Source organism: Labrys sp. (in: a-proteobacteria) (genome assembly GCF_047605565.1).
GTDB lineage: Bacteria > Pseudomonadota > Alphaproteobacteria > Rhizobiales > Labraceae > Labrys > Labrys neptuniae.
The window spans coordinates 27,444-49,554 of the sequence record NZ_JASGFM010000032.1; the positions used below are offsets into that span (position 1 = coordinate 27,444).

Annotated in this window: 22 protein-coding genes; 13 read left to right on the plus strand and 9 right to left on the minus strand. The window is 64.9% G+C overall.

What is annotated here, in order from left to right:
- Positions 1-53: 53 nt before the first annotated feature.
- Positions 54-293, minus strand: coding sequence for a BrnA antitoxin family protein (locus tag QM672_RS23610; protein WP_415085526.1), 240 nt, complete (start codon positions 291-293; stop codon positions 54-56).
- Between the two features lie 203 nt (positions 294-496).
- Between QM672_RS23610 and QM672_RS23615 the strand changes: the two genes are divergently transcribed.
- Positions 497-1,495 (plus strand): Gfo/Idh/MocA family protein, encoded by a 999-nt coding sequence (locus tag QM672_RS23615; protein ID WP_415085528.1) that lies wholly within the window; start codon positions 497-499, stop codon positions 1,493-1,495.
- 87 nt (positions 1,496-1,582) lie between these two features.
- On the opposite strand, the gene QM672_RS23620 is transcribed toward QM672_RS23615, so the two are convergent.
- Positions 1,583-1,867: a hypothetical protein gene (locus QM672_RS23620; RefSeq protein WP_415085530.1), complete on the minus strand. Its 285-nt coding sequence runs from the start codon at positions 1,865-1,867 to the stop codon at positions 1,583-1,585.
- Between the two features lie 10 nt (positions 1,868-1,877).
- Positions 1,878-3,197 carry a 4-aminobutyrate--2-oxoglutarate transaminase gene (gabT, locus tag QM672_RS23625; protein WP_311933036.1) on the minus strand — a complete coding sequence of 440 codons (1,320 nt, stop codon included), beginning with the start codon at positions 3,195-3,197 and terminating at the stop codon, positions 1,878-1,880.
- A gap of 322 nt (positions 3,198-3,519) precedes the next feature.
- Here gabT and QM672_RS23630 point away from each other — a divergent pair, with 322 nt between their 5' ends.
- Together QM672_RS23630 and QM672_RS23635 are read left to right on the plus strand one after the other, a co-directional pair.
- Entirely contained in the window at positions 3,520-4,503 is a 984-nt protein-coding gene (locus QM672_RS23630; protein WP_415085532.1) for a LysR substrate-binding domain-containing protein, read from the plus strand.
- A gap of 180 nt (positions 4,504-4,683) precedes the next feature.
- Entirely contained in the window at positions 4,684-5,772 is a 1,089-nt protein-coding gene (locus QM672_RS23635; RefSeq protein WP_376717606.1) for a cell wall hydrolase, read from the plus strand.
- Positions 5,773-5,888: 116 nt separating this feature from the next.
- On the opposite strand, the gene QM672_RS23640 is transcribed toward QM672_RS23635, so the two are convergent.
- Positions 5,889-6,704 (minus strand): phosphate/phosphite/phosphonate ABC transporter substrate-binding protein, encoded by an 816-nt coding sequence (locus tag QM672_RS23640; RefSeq protein WP_311933039.1) that lies wholly within the window; start codon positions 6,702-6,704, stop codon positions 5,889-5,891.
- Between the two features lie 123 nt (positions 6,705-6,827).
- Entirely contained in the window at positions 6,828-7,466 is a 639-nt protein-coding gene (gene nthA, locus QM672_RS23645; RefSeq protein WP_367625372.1) for a nitrile hydratase subunit alpha, read from the minus strand.
- A 222-nt stretch (positions 7,467-7,688) separates the two neighbouring features.
- Here nthA and QM672_RS23650 point away from each other — a divergent pair, with 222 nt between their 5' ends.
- From QM672_RS23650 to QM672_RS23660, 3 genes are all read left to right on the plus strand, one after another.
- Entirely contained in the window at positions 7,689-7,979 is a 291-nt protein-coding gene (locus tag QM672_RS23650; RefSeq protein WP_068293246.1) for a YggT family protein, read from the plus strand.
- Positions 7,980-8,035: 56 nt separating this feature from the next.
- Positions 8,036-8,305, plus strand: coding sequence for a DUF167 family protein (locus QM672_RS23655; RefSeq protein ID WP_415085593.1), 270 nt, complete (start codon positions 8,036-8,038; stop codon positions 8,303-8,305).
- A gap of 72 nt (positions 8,306-8,377) precedes the next feature.
- Positions 8,378-8,710, plus strand: coding sequence for a hypothetical protein (locus QM672_RS23660; RefSeq protein ID WP_415085535.1), 333 nt, complete (start codon positions 8,378-8,380; stop codon positions 8,708-8,710).
- A gap of 34 nt (positions 8,711-8,744) precedes the next feature.
- Here QM672_RS23660 and tesB read toward each other — a convergent pair whose 3' ends face one another.
- Complete coding sequence (gene tesB, locus QM672_RS23665; RefSeq protein ID WP_415085537.1) at positions 8,745-9,617, minus strand: acyl-CoA thioesterase II; 873 nt, start codon at positions 9,615-9,617, stop codon at positions 8,745-8,747.
- 165 nt (positions 9,618-9,782) lie between these two features.
- On the opposite strand from tesB, the gene QM672_RS23670 reads away from it, so the two are divergent.
- The 3 genes from QM672_RS23670 (at position 9,783) to QM672_RS23680 (ending at position 12,358) form a co-directional block, all read left to right on the plus strand.
- Positions 9,783-10,997, plus strand: a complete 1,215-nt coding sequence (locus QM672_RS23670; protein WP_415085539.1) for a ubiquinone biosynthesis hydroxylase — start codon at positions 9,783-9,785, stop codon at positions 10,995-10,997.
- 106 nt (positions 10,998-11,103) lie between these two features.
- Entirely contained in the window at positions 11,104-11,715 is a 612-nt protein-coding gene (locus tag QM672_RS23675; RefSeq protein WP_367625376.1) for an SDR family NAD(P)-dependent oxidoreductase, read from the plus strand.
- A gap of 310 nt (positions 11,716-12,025) precedes the next feature.
- The gene (locus QM672_RS23680) at positions 12,026-12,358 is read left to right on the plus strand and encodes a hypothetical protein (protein WP_367625377.1); all 333 of its coding nucleotides are present in this window, start codon (positions 12,026-12,028) and stop codon (positions 12,356-12,358) included.
- Between the two features lie 120 nt (positions 12,359-12,478).
- Here the strand turns inward: QM672_RS23680 and QM672_RS23685 are convergent, their stop codons facing one another.
- The gene (locus tag QM672_RS23685) at positions 12,479-13,345 is read right to left on the minus strand and encodes a LysR substrate-binding domain-containing protein (RefSeq protein WP_149252110.1); all 867 of its coding nucleotides are present in this window, start codon (positions 13,343-13,345) and stop codon (positions 12,479-12,481) included.
- 210 nt (positions 13,346-13,555) lie between these two features.
- Here QM672_RS23685 and QM672_RS23690 point away from each other — a divergent pair, with 210 nt between their 5' ends.
- Both QM672_RS23690 and QM672_RS23695 read left to right on the plus strand, forming a co-directional pair.
- Positions 13,556-14,473, plus strand: a complete 918-nt coding sequence (locus tag QM672_RS23690; protein WP_415085542.1) for a DMT family transporter — start codon at positions 13,556-13,558, stop codon at positions 14,471-14,473.
- 156 nt (positions 14,474-14,629) lie between these two features.
- Positions 14,630-15,952 (plus strand): alpha/beta fold hydrolase, encoded by a 1,323-nt coding sequence (locus tag QM672_RS23695; protein WP_367625379.1) that lies wholly within the window; start codon positions 14,630-14,632, stop codon positions 15,950-15,952.
- Between the two features lie 236 nt (positions 15,953-16,188).
- Here the strand turns inward: QM672_RS23695 and QM672_RS23700 are convergent, their stop codons facing one another.
- On the minus strand, positions 16,189-17,739 hold the full coding sequence (locus tag QM672_RS23700) for a bifunctional metallophosphatase/5'-nucleotidase (protein WP_415085544.1): 1,551 nt from the start codon (positions 17,737-17,739) through the stop codon (positions 16,189-16,191).
- A 601-nt stretch (positions 17,740-18,340) separates the two neighbouring features.
- Between QM672_RS23700 and QM672_RS23705 the strand changes: the two genes are divergently transcribed.
- Both QM672_RS23705 and QM672_RS23710 read left to right on the plus strand, forming a co-directional pair.
- Positions 18,341-19,978, plus strand: coding sequence for an adenylosuccinate synthetase (locus tag QM672_RS23705; RefSeq protein ID WP_415085546.1), 1,638 nt, complete (start codon positions 18,341-18,343; stop codon positions 19,976-19,978).
- Positions 19,975-20,676 carry a DUF7002 family protein gene (locus tag QM672_RS23710; RefSeq protein WP_415085548.1) on the plus strand — a complete coding sequence of 234 codons (702 nt, stop codon included), beginning with the start codon at positions 19,975-19,977 and terminating at the stop codon, positions 20,674-20,676. Before QM672_RS23705 ends, QM672_RS23710 begins: the two co-directional genes overlap by 4 nt.
- Positions 20,677-20,681: 5 nt before the next feature.
- Here the strand turns inward: QM672_RS23710 and QM672_RS23715 are convergent, their stop codons facing one another.
- Complete coding sequence (locus tag QM672_RS23715) at positions 20,682-22,103, minus strand: hypothetical protein (RefSeq protein WP_415085550.1); 1,422 nt, start codon at positions 22,101-22,103, stop codon at positions 20,682-20,684.
- Positions 22,104-22,111: the final 8 nt, after the last annotated feature.

Sequence of the window (22,111 nt, forward strand, 5' to 3'; positions counted from 1 at the left end):
GTCGAACCAAAGAGTTAGAGTAAAAAAGCGTTTTCGTGAAAACGCGTTTTGCTCTAGTGATCCACGCCGGAAGCCTCCCGCAGGATCGCATTGATGCGGTCCTGCCACCCGGGTCCATCAGCCTGGAAGTGCTCCAGCACGTCGCGGTCGATCCGCAGCGAAACCAGTTCCTTGGCATTGGGCAGGGCCGGTCGTGGCGCGGCCGCCGCCGGTGCCTTGGGTGCTGCGGGCTTGAAGACGGCCTCGGCATTCTTCCAAGGATCGCCCGGGGGGCGTGTTCGGTTGTTGCTCATGGCTAAAACTATTTCTTGGGCTGAAACTATTTCTGTTGCCGAAGGATCGGATCTGTCTATCTGCCGCCAATTCGCAGGTCGAGTCCATAGCTGGCACCGATGGGGCGGCGCCACCTGCAACGGCAGGTCTTTCCTCCCGTCCCTGGCCATGCCAAGAATGAGTCGAATCCATATGTCGGACTTATTCTCGGGAGCGAATCGCGATGGCCAAGACGCGCTGGGGCATCCTTTCAACGGCAAAGATCGGCACGGGCAAGGTCATTCCAGGCATCCAGCGGGCGAAGGGCGCGGAAGCGGTCGCCATCGCTTCGCGCGACTTGGCCCGTGCCGAGGCCGTCGCCAAGGAGCTCGGTATTCCCAAGGCCTATGGGTCCTATGAAGCCCTGCTGGCCGACCCCGATATCGATGCCATCTACAATCCGCTGCCCAACCACCTCCATGTGCCTCTCACCCTGCAGGCCGTGGCGGCGGGCAAGCATGTGCTGTGCGAGAAGCCGATCGGCCTGACGGCCCAGGATGCGGCGCAGCTGCTGGTGCTGCCGCGCGACCGGCTGGTGATGGAAGCCTTCATGGTGCGCTTCCATCCGCAATGGCTGCGGGCGAGGGAGGCCGCGCGCTCGGGCGAACTCGGCCAGGTCAGGGCCGTGCAGGCCTTCTTCTCCTATTACAATGTCGATCCCGCCAATGTCCGCAACCAGCTCGACATCGGCGGCGGCGGCATCCTCGATATCGGCTGCTATCCGATCGTCGCGGGCCGCTTCATCTTCGAGGCCGAGCCAAGGCGGGTGGTCGCCCTGGTCGATCGCGATCCGGCGACGGGCGTCGACCGCCTCGCCTCGGCCATCCTCGATTTCGGCGAGGGGCGCCGCACCGAGTTCACGGTGTCGACGCAGCTCACCCCGCTGCAGCGGGTCGACATCGTCGGCACCAGGAAGCGCTTCGAGATCACCATCCCCTTCAACGCACCGCAGGCCGAGGCCGTCACCGTCTATACCGACGACGGCTCCAGGCTCGGCGACGCCTCGGCGGTGGCCGAGACCATCGCCCCGGTCGACCAATATGCCGAGGAGGTCGATGCCTTCTCCGCCGCCATCCGCGGCGAGATCACGCTGCCCTACGGTCCGGCCGACGCCGTGCAGAACATGAAGATCATCGATGCGCTGTTCCGCTCGGAAAAGAGCGGCGCGTGGGAGGCGGTGTGAGGATATTGGGGGGCTGGTCTTCAGACCAGCCTGCAGGCGCCAAGCCGGTGCGGTATAAGGCGGGTCTGAAGACCCGCCCCCCGAATGTCACCATCGTCTTTGCGAAGAGGGAATCTGCCTGAGATTGCAGATCTGCGTGCGCGTGCGGATCGGGCGGCCCTGATAGCGCGAGCCGGGCCGGTACCAGCGGCAGCCATACCAGGGCGGGCGCCGCGTCGTCGTCTCGATATGCACCGATCCGTAGCGGCGGTTGGAGAAATCATGGCCGCCGATGAAGACGTTCCTGCCGAAGCGGACTTCGGCAAGAGCAGTCCCGCCGGCGCTGAGGAGCGCCAGCAGGATGGTGACGGCGAGGAGCCGGAAACGGCCCATCGCGACAGGCTTACTTGGTGCCGAGCAAAGCGGCTTCGAGGATGTCGAGGCCTTCCTTGAGCACCTTGGGCTGGATGGTGAGCGGGGCGAGCAGGCGCACCGTTTCGCCATAGACGCCGCAGGTGAGGATCATCAGGCCGCGCTCGAGGCATTCGGCGGCGAGAGCCTTGGCCGCGGCGGGATCGGGCTCGTTGCCGCCATGGCTGGTGACGAGCTCGAAAGCCGTCATGCCGCCGAGGCCTCGGATATCGCCGATCGGGCGCCCGGTCTTCTTGCGCTTGATCGCCTTGAGGCGCTTGAGGATGAGTTCACCCTGCTTGGCCGACTTGTCGAGCAGGTCCTCGGCCTCGAAGGCCTCGAACACGCCGAGCGCGGCGGCGCAGGCCACCGGGTTGCCGGCATAGGTGCCGCCGAGGCCGCCGGGCTCCGGTGCATCCATGATATCGGCCTTGCCGACGATGCCGGCGAGCGGGAAGCCGCCGGCCAGGCTCTTGGCAGTGGTGATCAGGTCGGGCTCGACGCCGGAATGCTCCATCGCGAACCACTTGCCGGTACGGCCGAAGCCGGTCTGGATCTCGTCGGCGACCAGGAGGATGCCGTGCTCGTCGCACAGGGCGCGCAGGCGCTTGAGGAATTCCGGCGAGGCGATGTAGAAGCCGCCTTCACCCTGCACCGGCTCGATCACGATGGCGGCGACGTTCTTGGGATCGACATCCGTCTTGAACAGCCACTTCAGCGATTCGAAGGTGTCCTCGACCGAAATGCCCTTGTGCTCGATCGGATAGGGCACGCGCCAGACGCCGCCGGGGAAGGGGCCGAACTTGGTCTTGTAGGGCACGACCTTGCCGGTCATCGCCATCGCCAGCAAAGTGCGGCCATGGAAGGCGCCGTTGAACACCACGACGTCGGAGCGGCCGGTATGGGCGCGCGCGATCTTGATGGCGTTCTCGACGGCCTCGGCGCCGGTGGTGACCAGCATCACCTTCTTGGGGCCGGAGATCGGTGCGATCTCGATGAGCTTTTCTGCGACCTGCACGGCCGGCTCATAGGGCGTCACCATCAGGCAGGTATGGGTGTAGCGCTCGAGCTGCTCCTGCACCCGCTTCATCACGGTCGGGTGGCGGTGGCCGGTGTTGAGCACGGCGATGCCGCCGCCGAAATCGATGAAGCGGCGGCCTTCCACATCCCAGATCTCGGAGTTCTTGGCCTTGGCGGCGAAGACCGGCTGGCCCGCGCTCATGCCGCGCGTGAAGACGCTGGCGCGCCTTTCCAGAAGGTCCTCCGTCTGGGTGCGGTTGGCGCCATGCGCCTTGGTGGCGGGTGCATTCATGGATCGAACTCCGATTGCTTGATCAATGCGCTGTGGGCGCATGCTATGGCGCTGTGCGACCGGCTCGTCAATCTCCGTGCGGGACCATCGACGGGCTGTTGTCCGATCGGTTCGGAGCCTTTCCGTGACGACGCTCTTGGATTGCGGCTGATCAGGCGCTTGGGGCGAATCCTGCCACGTCTTGCCGCAAGGCGGCAGGTGCTTTATGCCTGCCGCGGTGGTGCGGATTTGTAACCACTGAAGCCTTGAGGCACCAGTCACCCGGCGTATGGCCGCAGGCGGGGATGCGGGGCGGGATCGGGCATGGAAAGGGCACGGCGCGGTGGCGGGTCCAGGCAACAGGCCTTCGAGCGAAGCTGCATTCGGCACCGAGGAGGCGGATGCCGGCGATGGCGCCGGGCCGGCTTTCGGCGGCCGGCTGCCGCCTTTATCCATGCTCCGGGCCTTCGAGGCGGTCGGGCGCTTTTCATCCATGCGCAAGGCCGGCGAAGCGCTCGGTGTCAGCCATACCGTGGTGTCCCGGCATGTGCGCCACCTGGAAGCCTGGTTCGATCTTCAGCTTGTCACCTCCGGGGCGCGTGGCGTCAGGCTGACCAAGGCCGGTGCCCGGCTGTTCGAAGTGACGACTGCGGCTTTCGGTCAACTCGCCGAAGTCACCATGGAGCTGCGGCCGGCCCAGCGCCTGCGCGGCCAGTTGCGGCTGTGGTGTGCGCCGGGCCTGGCGGCCCGCTGGCTCACGCCGCGGCTCGATGCCCTGCAGGCCGTGCTGCGGGATACGATCATCGTGGTACGCGCGACTTCGGACCAGCCCGATTTCGCCCGGCATGAAGCGGATGCCGCCATCATCTTCGCCGAGGAGGCGCCGGCATCGCCTGTGACGGCTGCGCTGCTCCAGCGCGTGCGCATCTTTCCCGTCGCCAGCCCGGCCTGGCTGGCGACGCAGGCGCCGATTGCGAGCCTCGCCGATCTTGCCGGCCAGAAGCTCATTCATGAAGACAATGCCAGCCAATGGCATCGCTTCTTCCGTCTCGCTGGCTACCGGGCCGCCACGCTGAAGGGGCCGTGGCTGTGGTCGGCCTCGTCGACCCATGACGCCGCCCTGGCGGGCCAGGGTGTGGCGCTGTCGACCAGCCTGCAGGCGGACGGGGACATCGCAGCGGGACGGCTGGTCGAACTCCTCGACACCGACGTCTCGCTGGGCAGCTATTGGCTGATCGCGCCCGAAGCGCGCTGGCGCCATCGCACCATATCGACCCTGCTCAAATGGCTGCGCCAGGAAATCGGCGAGCGGACCCCCACTGCTTGAGCCCGTTAACCAAAGGGCGCTTCCGCCCCCCCAAAAGTGTTGCAAATCGGGCACGGCTGGCAAGATTCGGGTAACCATCCCGTTAAAAAGACACCCGTATGGAGAAGTTTTGCAGGCTCGTTGCAATTCCGCCACAAAAATGATTACCGGTCGTTAACTTTCTCAACGCACAACGAGCGCATGAAGACACGAACCCTCACATCTGCCCTGCGTTTCCTCGCGATTGCGGCGGTCACCTCGGCTCTTGGCGGCTGCGCCCTCTTTTCGACCTCGCGTGTGGCCAGCACCACGAATGAGCGTGAGTGTCTGGCACGTGCCATGTATTTCGAATCCAACCGATCCAGCGACGACGGCATGCTCGCCGTCGGCACGGTGGTGATGAACCGCGTCGAGTCCGGCAAATATCCGCGCTCGATCTGCGGCACGGTTGGCCAGCGTGTGCAGTTCGCCCCGGGCGTGCTGACCAAGAAGATGAACGATTCCGGCCGCGAGCGCGCCTTCCGCATCGCCGATGCGGTGATCAGTGGCAAGCGCTATCCCGGCATGTCGAAGAACGTGCATTTCTTCCATACGGCCGGCTACACCTATCCCTATAACAACATGCATTATGTGGCCGTTGCCGGCGGCAATGCCTTCTACGAGAAGCGCCGCCGCGGTGGCGATGCGCCTTCCGCTCCGCCGGTGATGGTGGCCCAGGCCGAGATGCCGCCGCTGCCGACGACGGTGGCCGCCGCCGAGCCGATGCCCTCGCCGCAGCCGCGCAGATATTCGCGGCCTGCCACCCGGCCTCTGCCGACCGTGGCCTATCAGGATGCCGCTCCGCAGGCCGATCCGGTCATCGACATCCTGCCTCCGACCCGTCCCCGTTTGAGCCCGGCCAAGCGCCGTGCCGTGCCTGACGTGCAGGTTGCCCAGAATGATCCGGATGCCGGCATGGTGCCGGAGGCATTGCCGCCGGTGCGTCCGCGCGGTTCCGTCGGCAAGGTGCATCTGGGCGCAGCCCAGCAGGATGGTTCCCACATCGCTTTGCCGCCGGCCCGTGGCAACGCGCAGCCGCAGTTCAACTTCCAGCAGGGACCGTCCGGTGTCGAGGCATCGGCGCCTGTGGCCAAGCCGCGGCGGCCCATGGTCGCCCAGTCGCGCACCGTACCCACGGTCCGTATCCAGCCCGAGACCGTACAGGCGGATATGGGCGGCATGCCTGAGCCGGCACCCCAGCCCAGGACCAACAAGAGGCGTTCGAGCCTGGAGCCGGAACCACTGTACTGATCGGCTTGCATCAGAGATGACGCCCTTCCGGATTTGAGGGAGGGCATTCGAAGGGCGGATGAGGGGGTCTCTCCGCCCTTTTTCTTTGCCTGGATTCGGGTGAAGGGGGCCAGCGCTCAGGCGATGGTGGTGTAGCCCTGTTCGCGGGCTTCGCGGTCCCAGGCCAGCGTCCTGTCGAAATCGGCCTGCTCCACCGGCGCGAAGCCGTTGAGCCGAAGCGCTGCGCCGAGTGGGGCGAACCAGGGCTGGTGATGGGCGGCGGCGAAGGCGGCCTTGAGCCGCACGATCGTCTCTGCGGGCAGGCCGGGAGCCGCCACGAAGGAGGGGATCGGCGCCAGGCCGGTCGAGCCGATCACGCGGATGCCCTCGGTGAGGTCGGGGCGATAGGCGCGGATCAGTTCATGCCAATAGCCGTCCAGCGGGCCGACATCGATCTCGCCGGCCAGCACCTTGTCGAGAATGCCGCGCGCGGTGACGAGATTGCCGACGACCTCCCGGTAGAGTGCCGGGCGATCGGGGGAGCGATGCGGCAGCAGGTGATGGCGCAATGCGTTGAAGCCGGAGTGGGAATGCTCGACGGTCCAGCCGATGCGATGGCCGAACGTATCCTCGAGGCGCTGGAAGGGACTGTCGGCCTTCACGATCAGGTCGGAGCGGTAAAGCGGCTTGCCGCCCGCCCATGCGGCGGCCGGAATGGGCGCCGCGATCGGGATCACCTCCGAGAGCTGGAAGGCGATCGGATAGCCGCACATGAAGACGCAGCCGAGATCGTCACGCTCCCACAGCACTTCCAGGGGCTGCGGGGCGGGATAGGGCTCGTAGTCGAAGTCCACGCCGGCGCTCGCCATGACATGGCCGAGCAGGACCTTCCAATGCTCCTCGACTTCCGGCGTGACGGAATACATGCGGGCATTGGCGATGAAGCGGGTCATGGGCTTTGAGATCTTTCGAAAACGGATGGATTGTCATCCCCGGCGAGGCCCCTTCCCCTCGCGCTCTCTCGCTATGCTGGCGAGTGGCTCGGTCGGGGATGACAAGGTGCGTGTTGACGGCTCTCACAGCCCGCCCGGCTGGATGGCGAGGCCGGTGCCGATCATGGCATCGCGGGTGACGAGCTGCGCCAGCGCCATTTCGCTCCAGCCCTTGGTGCCGTCGGGCCGCTGGGGCAGCACAAGATAGCGCAACTCCGCGGTCGAGTCCCAGACCTGGATTTCGGTATCGGGCGGCAGGGTGACGCCGAACTCGGCGAGCACCCCGCGCGGATCGATCACGGCGCGCGAGCGATAGGGCGCGGATTTGTACCAGACCGGCGGCAGGCCGAGCACGGACCAGGGATAGCAGGAGCACAGGGTGCAGACGATGAGGTTGTGAACGCCCGGCTTGTTCTCGACCACCTTCATATGTTCGCCCTGCCGGCCCGAATAGCCGAGCGAGGCGATCGCCGCGGTGGCGTCCTCCAGCAGCCAGGCTCGGAATTCCTCGTCCCGCCAGGCATGGGCGACGACATGGGCGCCGTTGCGGGGGCCGACCTTGTTCTCATAGGTATCGATGAAGACGTCGAGGGCCGCCGGGTCGACATAGCCCTTCTCGACCAGCACGGTTTCGAGCTTCTTCACCCGCTCGGCCATGGGGGAGGGCGGCGCGCCATGATGATGGTCGTCGTCATGGTCGTGGTCGTGATCATGCGTGCTCATGGCGAATGTGTCGCAGAGATCGCGGTGAGAGGCAATGGCGCGATGTCCGCGGTCCCAGCCGGTTGCGCTCCCGACGCGAACCCGGTCAGGCTTGCGGGGGTGACGCCGCGGCTGGGCCGTGGACGTCTCGTCCGCCTCTTCTGGATCCCCCACACTTGCGGTGCACCGTCCCGGTCGCTAGATCAGGGCAGGTGTGAATGGCCCGGAAGGCTTGGAGACCCGATGCGCGCGATCCTCGACATCATCCTCATCCTGCTGCAGCTCTATATCTATATCGTGCTGGCTTCCGTGGTGTTTTCATACCTGGTGGCATTCAACGTGGTCAGCCGGCGCAATCCCACGGTGGCGGCGATCGGCGATGCCCTCTATCGCCTGACGGAACCGGTGTTCGCGCCGATCCGGCGCCGCCTGCCCGATTTCGGCAGCATCGACTTCTCGCCCTTCGTGGCGATCTTGATCGCGATCTTCATCGAACGGATCATCGCCTACTACATCTATCCCTACGTGCCTTGAGCGCTTCAGATCCTGGCGCCCCCTGGCGAATCACGCCGGACGGGCTGCTCGTCGCGATGCGCCTGACGCCGCGCGGCGGCAGGGATGCGCTCGGCAGCGTGGAGACCCTGGCGGATGGCCGTGCCGTGCTGACGGCGAAGGTACGCGCCGTGCCTGCCGACGGCGAGGCCAACCAGGCCCTGGTGAAGCTGGTGGCCAAGGCCCTGGGGGTATCCGCGAGCCGTGTATCGATCAGGCAGGGGGCGACCAGCCGGATCAAGATGGTGCTGGTGGAAGGCGAGGGTGCCGCACTGGAACGATCCATTCTCGCCGCGATGGGCCGGTAGCCGCGGAACAAACGACCTCACCTTGCGTTAATCAGGGCAATTTTGCTGGAGCAAGAGTGGGGAACTGGCCATATGGCGATGATTTTGCGTTCACTTCTGGCCGCAGGCGGGATGATGCTGGCGCTCGACGCCCGGGCGGCCGAGGCCCCCGAAGTCGCGGCCTGCAAGGCAAGCGGCCTGCTGGCGCTCCAGCAGAAATCGCCTGACGTCGCCGATCTCGTCATCGACCAGGAGAGCATTGCGGTCTCGGCGGCGGATACCAAGGTCGGAGACGTACCGGTCAAGACCGTCGTGCTCGGCGAGGCCTATATCAAGCGGGCCAAGGAGACGGGCCGGCCCGACCGCTTCGTCTGTCTGATCGGCGAGAAGGGCAAGGTGCTCCTGACCTTCTTCACGGCGAAATAGCGACACGCGCCCAAGCGCTTCCCGGCGCGACGCCTCAGACCGGCGGCTTGTCCCAGCGCTTGCGGATCAGGCCTTCCTGGGCCACCGAAGCGATCAGGCGGCCCTCCTGCCAGATCTCGCCGCGGGCAAAGCCGCGGGCTCCGCCGGTGAAGGGGCTCTCCTGGGCGTAGAGCAGCCACTCGTCCATCTTGAACGGGGCATGGAACCACATGGCATGATCGATCGACGCCGGCTGCACGTCGGGATCGAACACGCTCTTGCCATGAGCGACGAGCGTGGTGTCGAGCAGGGTCATGTCGGTGGTATAGGCCAGCACGGCCTCGTGCAGGGCCCGGTCGTCGGGCAGCCTGCGGGCAGCGCGGATCCAGATATATTGCCGGGGTTCGCGGGGCGTGCGGGCGGTGTAGCGCTTCATGTCCACCGGCCTGAGCTCGATCGGGCGCTCGCGCTCCCAATAGTCGCGGACGACCTTGGGCAGATGGCCGAGGAACTGGTCCTTGAGCTCGGCGAGCGAGGGCAATTGGTCCGGGGTGGGCACGTCGGGCATGGTGGCCTGGTGGTGCCAGCCCTCCTCGGGGCGATGGTAGGAACAGGAAAGCGAGAAGATCGGCTGGCCATGCTGGATGGCGATGGCGCGGCGGGTGGTGAAGCTCTTGCCGTCGCGCAGCCGGTCGACCTGGTAGATGATCGGCACGGCTGGATCGCCAGGCCTCAGGAAATAGCCATGCAGCGAATGGACATGGCGGTCGGGCTCGACGGTACGGGTTGCCGCCACCAGGGCCTGGCTGATCACCAGGCCGCCAAAAACGCGCTGCCAGCCGCCCTGCGGGCTCGTGCCGCGGTAAAGATTGTGTTCGAGCTGTTCGAGATCGAGTATCGAGATGAGATTCGCAAAGGGATCGGACATGAGGCTTTCCTTGATGGAAGGCAGAGCAGCGATCCTTCCTAGAGCAAAGCGTGTTTTGGTAGAAACGCCCTTTGCTCTAGCTCTTTGGTTGGATGCGTCTTTGCGATTCGAGGTGATTCCGTCAAATCGCAAAACGCTTTGGAAAGTCAAGCGCGGGGTTCGGACATGGCCAGCAAAGCCGATCTTGTCATCGCCGGAGGCGGGTTTGCCGGCCTCGGTCTCGCCTTGGCGCTGAAGACCGAACTCGGTGCGGGCTTTTCGGTCGTCATCGTCGATCCCATGCTCGGCAAGGGCCCCTCGCGCGATCCGCGTTCCTCCTCGATTGCCACGGGTGCCCGGCGCTTCCTGGAAAAGCTCGGCGTCTGGGAGGCGGTGGCCGATGAGGCCCAGCCGATCCTCGACATGGTGATCACCGATTCCAAGCTCGACGATCCGATCCGGCCGAGCTTCCTGTCCTTCGCCGGCGATGTCGAGCCGGGCGAGCCCTTCGGCCATATGGTGGAGAACCGGCTGCTGCTCGATGCCCTGGTGGCGCGGGCCGGGGCCCTTGGCATCGAATTGCGCGGGCAGGGGGCTTCCGTCAGCCGCTACAAGCTGACCGAGGACGGCATCACCGCCGAACTGCCCTCGGGCGACGACATCGCCACGCAATTGCTGGCGGCGGCCGATGGCGGGCGCTCGCGCCTGCGCGAGCAGGCCGGCATCGCCATGCATGGCTGGGACTATGGCCAGTCCGGCATCGTCACCACGGTCGAGCATGAGCTCGACCATGAAGGGCGGGCGGAGGAGCATTTCCTGCCGGCCGGTCCCTTCGCCATCCTGCCACTGACGGGCCGGCGCTCCTCCCTGGTCTGGACCGAGAGGACCGAGGAGGCGACCCGCATCCTCGGCCTCGACGATGCCGGCTTCCATGCCGAGCTGGAGCGCCGCTTCGGCCTCAAGCTCGGCGAGCTCAAGGTGATCGGGCCACGCGCCGCCTTCCCGCTGTCGATGCGCATCGCCCGCAGTTTCATCGCTGACCGGCTGGCGCTGGTCGGCGATGCCGCCCACATCATCCATCCCATCGCCGGACAGGGCCTCAATATGGGCATCCGCGATGCGGCCGCTCTGGCCGAATGCGTGGTGGATGCGGCGGCGCTCGGGCTGGATATCGGCAGCCCGGACGTGCTGGAGCGCTATCAGCGCTGGCGGCGCTTCGACACCGTCTCGATGGGCCTCGCCACCGATGGCCTCAACCGCCTGTTCTCCAACGACCACGACGCCATCCGCCTGGTGCGCGATGTCGGCCTCGGCCTGGTCGAGCGCTTTCCGGCGGCCAAGCGGCTGTTCATCCGGGAAGCCACCGGCCTGACCGGCACGGTGCCGCGCCTGATGCGGTGAGGGATGGAGCGCGGACATCTTGTCCGCCCTTGCAAGAGCGGACAAGATGTCCGCGCTCCACACGCCACTCTGACACTGTCGCGCTTCGAGCGTGAATGAGGCCCGCATGGATCTGGAATTCGCCGGCAAGGTCATCGCGCTGACGGGTGCTTCGCGGGGTGTCGGGCGGGCCATCGCCGAGCGCCTGGCGGCGGAGGGCGCGGCGGTGGCGATCGCGGCGCGGTCGGCGCAGGAACTGGCCGAGGCCCATGCCGTGATCGAAGGCCATGGCGGGCGCTGCCTGGCCTATGCCTGCGACCTTTCCGTGCCGGGCGAGGCGGCCGCCTTCATCGCTGCCGTGATCGAGATCTTCGGGCGCCTCGACGGTCTGGTCTGCAACGCGACCATGGCGGCGGGGCAAGAGCGCGAGGGGCAGGAACGGGAGGCCTGGCAGGCGGGGCTGGCGCTCAATCTCGGCCATGCGGTCGAGGCCCTCCAGGCGGCGTTGCCGGTGCTGGCCGCACCGGGCAGTATCGTTCTCGTGGCGCCGAAATCGGGGGATGACTGGCCGGGGGCGGCATGCCGCGGAGGGCTGGGAGCCATCATTCACCATTTCAGCGGCAAGGCGGCCGGCCGTATCAATCTGATCGGCAGGGACAGCACAGCCCTCGCCGATAGTGTCGCTTTTCTGCTGTCTGCCCGCGCCGTTGCGATCGACGGCGCCGTGCTGGGGATTTGAGGCGGCAAGGGCTCTGCCACAGCGGGCCCATTATGACCGCCCGACCGGCAGGCCGATGGCGTCGCCGGGACGCACGAAAACGTAGCGAAACGAAGAATTGGAGCCGGGTGTGTTCCCGCCTAAACACATCTTTGCTTCAGTGCATCAGGACGCCTTGACAATGATTCTGGGGCAGGAGTAACCGTAGCGGGAATGAATGGGGGCAGAAAACTTCGATTCATTGTCATGTCGAACTTAATCTGAATGCCTATTCGATAATGACGGATCGGATTTTATATTAAAATCGCCTATCAATGCTGCGGTAAAAGAAATGAAAAATATAAATACGAAGATTTATGCTTTTGGATCAGTTGTGTTGATAGGCCTGACGCTCTCTACATCGGCTTTTGCAGATGGGACGGTGACGGTGGTCAATCGTAATTCGGGCCGTTCCATCCAGGAAGTCTTCTTTGCCAATGCTGGCGAAAGTGATCCCTGGCAGCCTGCCGACCTGGCGTCTCCCGTCGCGCCGCAGAGCTCGAAGGTGCTGAACATGAGCGGGTCCAACTGCTTCTTCGACATCAAGGTCCGGTTCAGCGACGGCTATGAGGCCACCTTCACGAATGTGAATGTCTGCCGCGACGATCGCGTCCTGGCAGACTGACGCTTATGCAGAATTTCCCCGCGAAACCCACGGATGGGTCTCGCGGGGAAATTCTGCAAGTGTTTGCTATCTTGCAGATTCCTCTTGATCGGGCCCGTGGCTCGATCAAGAGGGGCCTGCCTAGGCCGCCAGCGCCTCCTGCTGCAGCACGGTTTCGCGCAGGAAGGTGGCGAAGCGCTTGGTGGCGACGCTGGCATTGGCGGGCACGACCAGGGCGATGTCGAGATGCGGCAGCTCCGGAAAGCCTTCCTCCTCGCCCAGGCGGCGCCATTCCTTGGGAATGGAGGAAATGCCGAGAATGGTGATGGCCATGCCGGCATTCACGGCCGAATGGATGCCCGGCATGTGGCTGGACGTGTAGGCGATGCGCCAGGGCTTGCCCATGGCGTCGAGGGCGGCGAGCGCGTCCGGCCGGCAGCGGCAGCCTTCGGGAAACATCGCGAGCGGCAGGGGATCGATCAGTTCGGGCCGGTGGTCGCGTGCCGCGCACCAGGCGCGCGGCTCGCGGCGCAGCACTTCGCCGAGCGGGCGGGCGGGATCCTGGGTGATGATGGCCAGATCCACCTCGCCGCGCTCCAGCATGGGCTCGAGGCGGAAGGAGAGGTCGCAGCGCATTTCCAGCTGCACGCGCGGGAAGCGGCGGGAGAAGGCGCCGATCAGCGGCGACACCATCATGTCGACGAAGTCGTCGGGCACGGCCAGGCGCACCCGGCCGGCGGCCTCGTCGCCGCCGATGGCGGCGAGCGCCTCGTCCTCCAGGCTGAGGATGCGGCGGGCATAGCCGATCAGGATCTCGCCGGCGAAGGTCGGCGTGACGCCCTTGCGCGAGCGTTCCAGCAGGCGCTTGCCGATACGCGCTTCCATGCGCGAGACGATGACGCTGACGGCCGCCTGCGTCTTGCCGAGGGCGTCGCCCGCCGCGGTGAAGCCGCCACGGTCGATGATGGTGACCAGCGTTTCCAGGCTGTCCGTATCGAAATGCCGCATCGGGATAGATCCATAAGGAAATGAAATCCTGCCATAAGATACATTCGTTTTCGCTTATGTGAAGCGCGGCTTATCCTGGCAGTAAGTGACGATCCGGAAACAATTGAAACACCGCCTTTGTCATGTCCGGCAATGACAAAGGTCGAGCCAATTCGATCCGTTCATCCGTCGACGAGTCCCAGTACACGAGTACCAGCTTCCGAGCCCGCCATGAGCGACATCGCTTCCGCCCCGCGTCCGGCCAGCCTGCCCACCCTCGATTCCGTCGGCCTGGGCGCCATGATCGCCTCCGTCCTGGCGATCGCCTGGTCGCCCATCCTGATCCGCTTCGCCGATGTCGCGCCGGCCGCCGCCGCCTTCTGGCGGCTGGTGTTCTCGCTGCCGGTGCTGTTCGTCTGGGCCGAGGCCGAGAGGCGGCGGGCCGGGCGCGGCAGCATGGCATCCCTGGTGACCCGGCCGGGTCTGCTGGCGGCCAGCCTCGCCGGCGTGGCCTTTGCCGCCGATCTCGCCTTCTACCATGCCGCCCTGCCGCTGACCTCGGTGGCCAATGCCAGCTTCATCTCGAACCTGGCGCCGGTGGCCTCGGTGGTCGCCGGCTTCGTGCTGCTGCGCGACCGTATCCGGCCGGCGGTGCTGGGGGCTCTCGCCATCGCCCTGGTCGGCGTCGCCATCACCAGCGGCGCCCATCGCACCGGCCTCACCATGGGCAGGGGCGATCTGCTGGCCCTCGGCGCGGCGCTCGCCTATGCCTTCTATCTCGTGGCGCTCAGGGTGGCGCGCAACACCCGCCTGGCCGCCGATGCCTCGCTGGTTTCCACCGTGGTCGCGTCCATCGGCCTCATCGCCATCGTGCTGGTCGAGGGCGGCCCCTTCCTGCCGCAGTCGCCGCAGGGCTGGGCCGTGGTGATCGGCCTCGGCCTGATCTGCCAGGTGCTCGGCCAGGGGCTGAGCGCGGTCGGCATCGGCCGGCTGCCTGCCGGCGTGGTGGCGATCATCCTGCTCTCGCATCCGGTGCTGTCGGCGATCATCGCCTATTTCGTCTTCGGCGAAGCCCTGAGCCTCGACCAGCTCGTCGGCGGCGTGCTGATCCTGGCCGCCGTGGTGATGACGCGCATCAACATGAAGTGATGGGCCTACGCCCAATCGCGGACTCGACAGCACATCGAGCCGGGCATACCTTACCTTAGGTCGCGTCGACGCTCATGGATTGCAATCCGGTCCATGAGCGACGGTGCGGCCTGAGGCATGCGAAGCGGTGGGCCGTTGCATGCTGTTAGGTGATGCATGCGTTTGTTCCTAGCCCTGTCCGCCCTGATGATCCTCGCGCAACTGCCGGCCGCCGCGCAGGCCGCCGCCCCGCAGGACGTCGAGGACCCCATCTTCGACGATGTCAAACTCTACCGGCCCGCCGACAAGCCGGCCAATGTCATCGTGCTGCTGTCCGATGCCGACGGCTTCGGCCGCGACGAGGACACCCTCGCCAGCGAATTCCGCCAGCGCGGCGACCTGGTGATCGGCCTCAACTGGCCGACCGCGCGGCGCACCGCCGGCGGCCGCCGCCGCATGACCTGCCCCGAACTCGCCGGCCATATCGAGGACACCACGCTGCGCATCGAGCGCGAGCAGGCGATCGCGCCCTATGTCACGCCCGTGCTGGCCGGGGCCGGCCTCGGCCGCGATGCCGCGCGGTCGCTCGCCCTGCAGGCCGACAGCCATCGCATCGCCGGGGTGATCGCCGTCCATACCACCACGATGAGGCCCGACACCATCTCGGCCTGCGCCATCGACAAGGCGGCGCTTGCCAGCGCCGACGTCTCGGCCGCGACCACCGCCAGTTTCATGGCCCTGCGGGAAATCGAGGATGGCGACGAGAGCGCCGCCGAGGAGGCGGCCGAGGCCCTCGGCAAGGATGCCGGCCCGCATGGCCCGGGGGATCTCTCCGACCTGCCGCTCTATGTCTCCGAACCCGCCGAGCCGGCCCATCGGCTCGCGGTGGTGCTGACGGGGGATGGCGGCATGGGCCAGCTCAACGTCGACCTCGCTACCGCGCTGACCCGGCGCGGGGTCGGCGTGGTTACCATCGATTCCAGGCGCTATTTCTGGGCCAAGCGCGATCCGGGCGAGGTCGCCACCGATCTCAAGCGCATCATCAAGCATTACCGCGCCGCCTGGCCGGTCGATCGGGTGGCCCTGGTCGGCTATTCCTTCGGGGGTGACGCGCTGCCGCTGGTCTATAACCGCCTGCCCAAGCGCATCAAGAGCATCGTCGCGGTGGTCTCCCTGCTCTCGATCGCGCCGGCGACCGACATGCGGGTCGAGCTGAGCGACGACGACTATCCCAACGAGATCGCGCTCCTGCCCGAGGCGGCGCGCATCGATGCGCCCAATGTCCAGTGCATCTACGGCCAGGAGGACCGCATGGCCGCCTTGGCCTGCCCGGCCCTGGCCAAGGCGCGGCCGGATTTCGCCATCCTGCGCGAGGCCGGCGGCCACGGCTTCAGCGGCGATGCCGAAAGGCTGGCCGACATCATCGTCGCGCCCCTGCTCTCCGCCGATCCGGTGCCGCGCCAGGCGAGGGCCGGCATCGGCGCCAATCACGGGCATTGAGGGTGGGTCTGGGAGCGCGCGGATGTCCTCGTCCACGGGCGCTGATCAAGGGATGGAAGGCTCGACATCCGCCACCCCTTCGCCCCGTTTACGGGGAGAAGGTAAGGATGAGGGGCTGCGCGACCTCATAAATTGCACGCTCGGCGGAGCCCCTCACCTCTATCCTCTCCCCGTAAACGGGGCGAGGGGGCTCATATGTCGAGCTTTATCTCCAAATGCCTCATCTCGCCCCCACCTCAGCCCTCTACCTTGATCCGCCCGCCGACGCCGGTGGTGAGGGTGCCCTTCTCGCGCAGATAGACCATCACCTCATTGGCGAGCAGCTTGCCGTCGGTCGCCCCGATCAGCACGCGCCCGCGGCCGATGGCGTCATAGCCGTCGCCGCCGGCCAGCATGAAATTGTTGGAGGCGACCTTGTAGCGCTTCTGCGGATCGAGCGTCTCGCCATTGACGCTGACCGAGGCGATGCGTGCCCCCACCGGCGCCTTGGCGTCCACCACGATGGCCAGGCCCGAGACCTGGGGGAAGCGGCCGGCATAATTCTCCAGCTGCGAGACGCCGTTTTCGAGCGCGGCCTTGATGTCGGCGCCCTTGAGCTCGACCAGCACGCTGGTGTTGCCGAAGGGGAGTTCGGAGAGGATGTCGCGCCGGGTCAGCTTCGCGCCGGCCGGATAGAGCTTGTTGGCGCGGATGCCGCCGCCATTGATGATGGCGCAATCGGCGCCGGTGCGGGCGCGGATGGCATCGGCGATGAGATCGCCCATGGCGGTTTCCTGGGAGCGCACGCTGGCGGTGCGGCTGTCGAGCTCGACCGCGGTGGTGGCGATCGTCACGTCGAGTTCGCGCGACAGCTCGGCCTCCAATTTGTCGACCGCGGCCTGCACCTCAGGATCCGCCTCGACCGACAGGCTGTCATGCACGCGAAAGCTCGGCAGCCAGGCGATCTTGCGGCTCAGACCTTTTGAACCTTGGCCTTCGCCGCTCGCCGTCGCCACGAAATCGATGGCGGTGACGAAATTGCCCTCCTCGTTGGATTCCACCATCACCGTGCGGCCGTCATAGCTGATGGCGAGATCATGGTCGTGGCCCGTCAGCAGCACGTCGACCAGCCGCGAGCGCACGATCTCATTGTCCATGGCGCGATCGGTATGGGCGACGCAGACGATGAATTCGGCGCCTTGCTTGCGCAGGATCTCCACCTCGCGCTTCAGCGTCTCCAGCTCCGGTGCGAAGACGAGGTCGCCGCTCTGCGACATCTGCGGCGTCGCCGCCAGGGCCAGACTGGTGACGCCGACCTTGATGCCGCCGAGCTCGTGGATCGAATTGTCCTTCATGCCGGGGACCGGGCTGCCATCGGCCCGGCGCATATTGGCGGCGTAGAAGGGAAAGTTCGCTTCCCCCATGCGCTTGAAATAGACCTCGGTGCCGAAGTCGAACTCGTGATTGCCGGGCACGAAGATGTCGGGCCGGATCATGTTGGTGAGGGCGACGATGTGCTCGCCCTGGTCGAAGCCCGACATCAGCGAGGGCGAGAAGCAATCCCCCGCATGGCAGAACAGCATGGGCACGCCGCGGGCGCGCTCGGCCTTGACCACGGCCGCGAGCTTGGCAAAGCCGCCGCGGCCCTTGGTGTCGCCGGCCTTGTAGATGTCGTTGACGAGCAGCAGCGAGAAGGTGGTGCCGGCAGGCGCGGCTTCGGCGGTCTCGGCCGCGCCCGACAGCATGGTGACGGAAAAGCCGGCGGCAAGGCCGAGGCCCAGCGTCTGGCGGCGATTGAGACGAGGCATGGCGGGCATCCCGAAAGGCGGTGGAGGAGGGAAAGTTCCACAGGGATGTGACGGGGGCAAGTCGGGGGGGAGGAGTGGGAGATTCGGGACGGTCGGCTATCGAGTGAAGTCAAGGGGAACTGACATTCATTTTTGGGATGCGGACCTCACCGAGATGGTGATTTTGCGAACCTTATCGGAATGTCCGTTTTGCGCTCCATTTCGGTTGTATGGCCCAATTTTGCGATTGCTCAGGAGCAAACATTGACCAGTTGAGAACCGGGAGGACGTCTTCGTTGACGGGGCGCAATAAGTTCTAACCGAAAGAGGGCTTCGCCCCGCTGGAGCGCTGAGCCGGGTTAAGTTCGACGCGAGCCTCAGCAACCGCGCGAAGATGCCCTGTTAGGCTAGCTGTTTCGGACGTGTTCCGGCATGCAATTGATCAAAAAATCGCTTTCGCGGTGTAGATGGTGTCTTTGTCGAATAATTTTAGAATCATGAGCCGATCTACTTTACAATAGACTTGATTGAGAAGTATTAGAAGATAAGAAAGCGAGCATATAGGCTGATCCGATCGAGTGGATCAGGTTCTCGCTTTGAAAGAAGGCGGAGGGGGGCTCTCATGCGTGTTCTTATAGCTTTGTCCGGCCCAGTCGGCGTCGGAAAATCGAGCTTCTGCGAAGTCTTGAAGGCTCGGTTTGACGCTGATCGGTTTTCGACACGCGAATTACTTTTGACTATCGGTGCGAAAAGAGAGCGAGAAGATCTTCAAGCGACTGGAGAGCGCCTTGATCGGGAAACGGATGGAAAGTGGGTGTCTGACGCGCTCGCGAGGAAGTTGTCAGAAAATAGTCCCCAAGTCATTATCGTCGACGCGATCCGTATCAAAAAACAGATTGATCACATCCGCCGCCATTTTGGCGATCGGGTTCGCGTTTGGCACGTCTTCATCGACGCTGACGACGAGGTTCTCCGCGCACGCTACCACAATCGTCACAGCCAAATCGGAGAGTTCACCGACTACGACCAACTCCAGAACAGTGAAACGGAGCGTGCCATTCGATCGCTGAAAGCGGTCGCGGACCGCGTCGTTGACGCCTCCCGCTGCGAACCCGATTCTGTCGTCGCTCAGGCGGTCGCTGGCCTGGGTCTTTATCCCCTCGAGCTCGATCGTCTCGTCGACGTTGTCGTGGGTGGCCAATATGGCAGCGAAGGCAAGGGGCACGTCTGCAGTTATCTCGCCTCCGGGTATGACATGCTCGTCCGCGTCGGCGGCCCGAACGCCGGACATTGGGCAGCTCTCCCGGAGAAGATCAAATACATTCAGCTCCCCTCCGGAACCGCCGCCAACGCGAAAGCTGACATCGTCATCGGCGCCGGAGCGACGCTTTACCTGCCGCAACTTCTGAAAGAAATCGGGGAGCGCGGGCTGACCGCCGTGCGACTGTCGATCGACCCCCAGGCAATGATCATTGAAGATGCCGACCGGACTTACGAATCTACCCATGGTGACGCCATTGGCTCAACCAAGCAGGGTGTCGGCGCCGCGACTGCCCGAAAGATTCTAGGACGGTTCCACCCCAGTCCAATCGACATTCCAGTGAGATTGGCCCGAGACGTCGCAGAACTAAAAAACTTCGTGCGGCCCGCCATCCCGTTATTCGAGGCGGCGTTCGCGAGGGGCAAGAAGGTCTTTCTGGAAGGCACGCAAGGCACTGACCTGAGCTTGCACCATGGGGTCTGTCCGAGCGAGGACGGCCCGATCGCTAAAGGGGCTTGGCCGCACGTGACGTCGCGTGACACCACCGCCTCGGGGTGTCTCGCTGACGCGGGCATCGCCCCGGGGAGGGTCCGGAAGGTGATCATGGTGACGCGGACCTATCCGATCCGGGTCGGCGGCACGTCCGGGCCGATCGCGCGCGAAATAACCTACAAGGCGATTTCGGATCGCAGCGGTGTGCCGGCGGAGGAGATCGCAGGCACCGAGAAGGGCTCAATATCGAGAAACCCGCGTCGTATCGCCGAGTTCGACTGGGAGCAGGTACGTCGCGCGTCCTCCCTCAATGGCGCAACCGACATCGCTTTGTCGTTCTCGGACTACATCAGCATTGAGAACCGAAAGGCGCGGCAATACGCTGACTTGACCGAGGAGACGCGTCACTTCATCGAGGGAGTCGAGCGCGTAACGAACGCGCCAGTCTCGCTGATTTCGACCAGGTTCGAGCCTCGGGGGATCATCGACCGAAGGAATTGGTTATGACCGTCGACGAACTCCTCGCGACGTATCCTCGTCTTTGGCACATGGCGATGGATGGGAGTTGGCCGTCGATCGAGAGGCACGGCCTTCTCAGCACCAGCGCTCTGCTCGATCTCTACGGCTACGTAGGCAAGAAACGCCATGCGATTGAGGCGGAACACCGCCCGGTCTCGATCCCGATCGAGACCGACGGATTGCCAGGCGCGATCGTGCGGGACCAGAAGCCAATGTCGGACAGTGCGCTTAAAAAGTGCCTGCTCGACGGGCTGACACCCGAGGACTGGTACCGCTTGCTGAACAAGAAGTGCTTCTTCTGGCTGTCGCGCAAACGCCTGCAGCGGCTGCTTGGGGCAAGGGCGTATCGCGCAGATCCACAGGTCGTGCTGACCGTGGACACAGCGAGCCTTTTCAAAGCCAACGAGAAGAACGTCCTGCTCTGTCCCTACAACAGCGGCTCCACGATCATGAATCCCGTGAAGCGCGGAAATGACACGTTCCAGACGACCGCCGACTATGACTTCGCGACTTGGAGAAAGGCTCGCGGCAAGGAACAAGCCGTCGTCGAGCTAGTCATCACTGGCGGCGTACCAGACATTCGGAATCATGTGCTCGCCGTTCACCGCGTACATGAGGAGAAAGCCACGCCGCTTTGGCGCAAGCCTGGCTCGTCCGAGGATGAGGGACCTTACGTGAAGACCTGACCCGGTCAGCTAACGACGATGCGGGCCGGTCTTCCAGCCTTGCGGACGACATCGGCGATATGGCTCGTCAAGCCGACATTGCCGACGAGCGCTAGGCCGGCACCGGGGTGTAGCGTGCGCAATGCGGCCCGCAGCTTCTCAAGACCGTCTCGAGCGTCGAAGCGAACCCAGTCTTCGGCATCGCCCGGAACCAGCACCTTGGACGTGCTGCGAGTGGCGCCGAGGTGCAACTGGACTATCCACACCCGATCACCGTCGTGAACCCATTCGAAACGAACCGGACCGAGTGCGTCCTCAAGCCTACGATTGGTGGCTTTGACTGAGTCCACGATCAGCGCCGGCAGAAGCTCCGGCGCTTTCACGCCCAGCATGAACAAGTCGCCTTCTCCCTCGCGTCCCTCAACCGCCAGCGATCCGTCGCCGGTGACGATCGCCGCACCAGAATAGCGCGCTGGAACGGCGGCTTGGCAAAGAACCGACCGGATGGCGTCTCCGGTCTTGTCTTCCTCGGCAAGCAGAGTGAACGGGTCAATCCAACCCTTGACTGTCGTATAGAGGCCGGGCTCTGGCTCGCGCGGGCAGGTTCGCGTCCACACTTCGCGGCTCGCGGTCGCAAGGCCGAAGCTGAACGGAGCAACGCGACGTCCGATAACAGTGGTTCGAGGCGTTGGAAGTCCCACTAGATGGGCCATCAACAGGCCGTAGGCCTTGTCGCCGAGATGCCGGCTGAAATTGTTCGGCCAGATCAGCGCAGGTTGGTGCTGCTCCAGGCCGATCTCTTCATGCTCCCAAAGCAGTGTATGCGTGTGCCGCCATCCGCGCGGACGCGGATGTACACTGAACTCGATGCGTACGCCGCGAGTTTCGCCGAGCTCTGGCCTGAAGCCATAAACAGTCTCAAGCATCGATAGGCCAAGATGCAGCGGCAGGGACGCGACGCCGTCTTTCTCCACGCAGCGCGGCGTGTCGTCGGGCGAAAATTCGATAACGCCGCCCTGTGCGACACCAGACACGCCGCCATCTTTTACATCAACGGTCTCATTAGCGATGACGAATAAGCCGTCACCGGACAGCCGATCGAGAACGCTGACCGCATCGTCGACGTTGGTTATGCCGTAGACAAATTCGCGGCTGCGTGGATCGTCGGGACTGAAGCTCCTGAGATTTATCGATGCCTCGGGGCTGCGCATCAGCAGCGTCTCTAGGGCGAGGCGCTCAGACAAGAACGGATCGTTGGGCGTGTGGCCCGCGACTCGGCTGAACTCCTGACGCGTCCCGGTGCCGTCTGGCGAGAAACTGATGAACTGCGCAACGTTTCCCGTCTCGGCTAGTCGGTCGAGGGAACGGTCCTTACGGATCTTGGGCGCGTAGTTCGGCTTCATCACAGGCGCAATCTCGGCGAATTCGCGGTTGGCAAAGAGTCTCAAGTGCGACG

Excerpts from the sequence above, each read along its gene's own strand:
- QM672_RS23610 (WP_415085526.1), bottom strand. The coding sequence starts at position 293 with ATGAGCAACAACCGAACACGCCCCCCGGGCGATCCTTGGAAGAATGCC.
- QM672_RS23615 (WP_415085528.1), top strand. The coding sequence starts at position 497 with ATGGCCAAGACGCGCTGGGGCATCCTTTCAACGGCAAAGATCGGCACG.
- QM672_RS23620 (WP_415085530.1), bottom strand. The coding sequence starts at position 1,867 with ATGGGCCGTTTCCGGCTCCTCGCCGTCACCATCCTGCTGGCGCTCCTC.
- gabT (WP_311933036.1), bottom strand. The coding sequence starts at position 3,197 with ATGAATGCACCCGCCACCAAGGCGCATGGCGCCAACCGCACCCAGACG.
- QM672_RS23635 (WP_376717606.1), top strand. The coding sequence starts at position 4,684 with ATGAAGACACGAACCCTCACATCTGCCCTGCGTTTCCTCGCGATTGCG.
- QM672_RS23640 (WP_311933039.1), bottom strand. The coding sequence starts at position 6,704 with ATGACCCGCTTCATCGCCAATGCCCGCATGTATTCCGTCACGCCGGAA.
- nthA (WP_367625372.1), bottom strand. The coding sequence starts at position 7,466 with ATGAGCACGCATGATCACGACCACGACCATGACGACGACCATCATCAT.
- QM672_RS23650 (WP_068293246.1), top strand. The coding sequence starts at position 7,689 with ATGCGCGCGATCCTCGACATCATCCTCATCCTGCTGCAGCTCTATATC.
- QM672_RS23655 (WP_415085593.1), top strand. The coding sequence starts at position 8,036 with ATGCGCCTGACGCCGCGCGGCGGCAGGGATGCGCTCGGCAGCGTGGAG.
- QM672_RS23660 (WP_415085535.1), top strand. The coding sequence starts at position 8,378 with ATGGCGATGATTTTGCGTTCACTTCTGGCCGCAGGCGGGATGATGCTG.
- tesB (WP_415085537.1), bottom strand. The coding sequence starts at position 9,617 with ATGTCCGATCCCTTTGCGAATCTCATCTCGATACTCGATCTCGAACAG.
- QM672_RS23670 (WP_415085539.1), top strand. The coding sequence starts at position 9,783 with ATGGCCAGCAAAGCCGATCTTGTCATCGCCGGAGGCGGGTTTGCCGGC.
- QM672_RS23675 (WP_367625376.1), top strand. The coding sequence starts at position 11,104 with ATGGATCTGGAATTCGCCGGCAAGGTCATCGCGCTGACGGGTGCTTCG.
- QM672_RS23680 (WP_367625377.1), top strand. The coding sequence starts at position 12,026 with ATGAAAAATATAAATACGAAGATTTATGCTTTTGGATCAGTTGTGTTG.
- QM672_RS23685 (WP_149252110.1), bottom strand. The coding sequence starts at position 13,345 with ATGCGGCATTTCGATACGGACAGCCTGGAAACGCTGGTCACCATCATC.
- QM672_RS23690 (WP_415085542.1), top strand. The coding sequence starts at position 13,556 with ATGAGCGACATCGCTTCCGCCCCGCGTCCGGCCAGCCTGCCCACCCTC.
- QM672_RS23695 (WP_367625379.1), top strand. The coding sequence starts at position 14,630 with ATGCGTTTGTTCCTAGCCCTGTCCGCCCTGATGATCCTCGCGCAACTG.
- QM672_RS23700 (WP_415085544.1), bottom strand. The coding sequence starts at position 17,739 with ATGCCTCGTCTCAATCGCCGCCAGACGCTGGGCCTCGGCCTTGCCGCC.
- QM672_RS23705 (WP_415085546.1), top strand. The coding sequence starts at position 18,341 with ATGCGTGTTCTTATAGCTTTGTCCGGCCCAGTCGGCGTCGGAAAATCG.
- QM672_RS23710 (WP_415085548.1), top strand. The coding sequence starts at position 19,975 with ATGACCGTCGACGAACTCCTCGCGACGTATCCTCGTCTTTGGCACATG.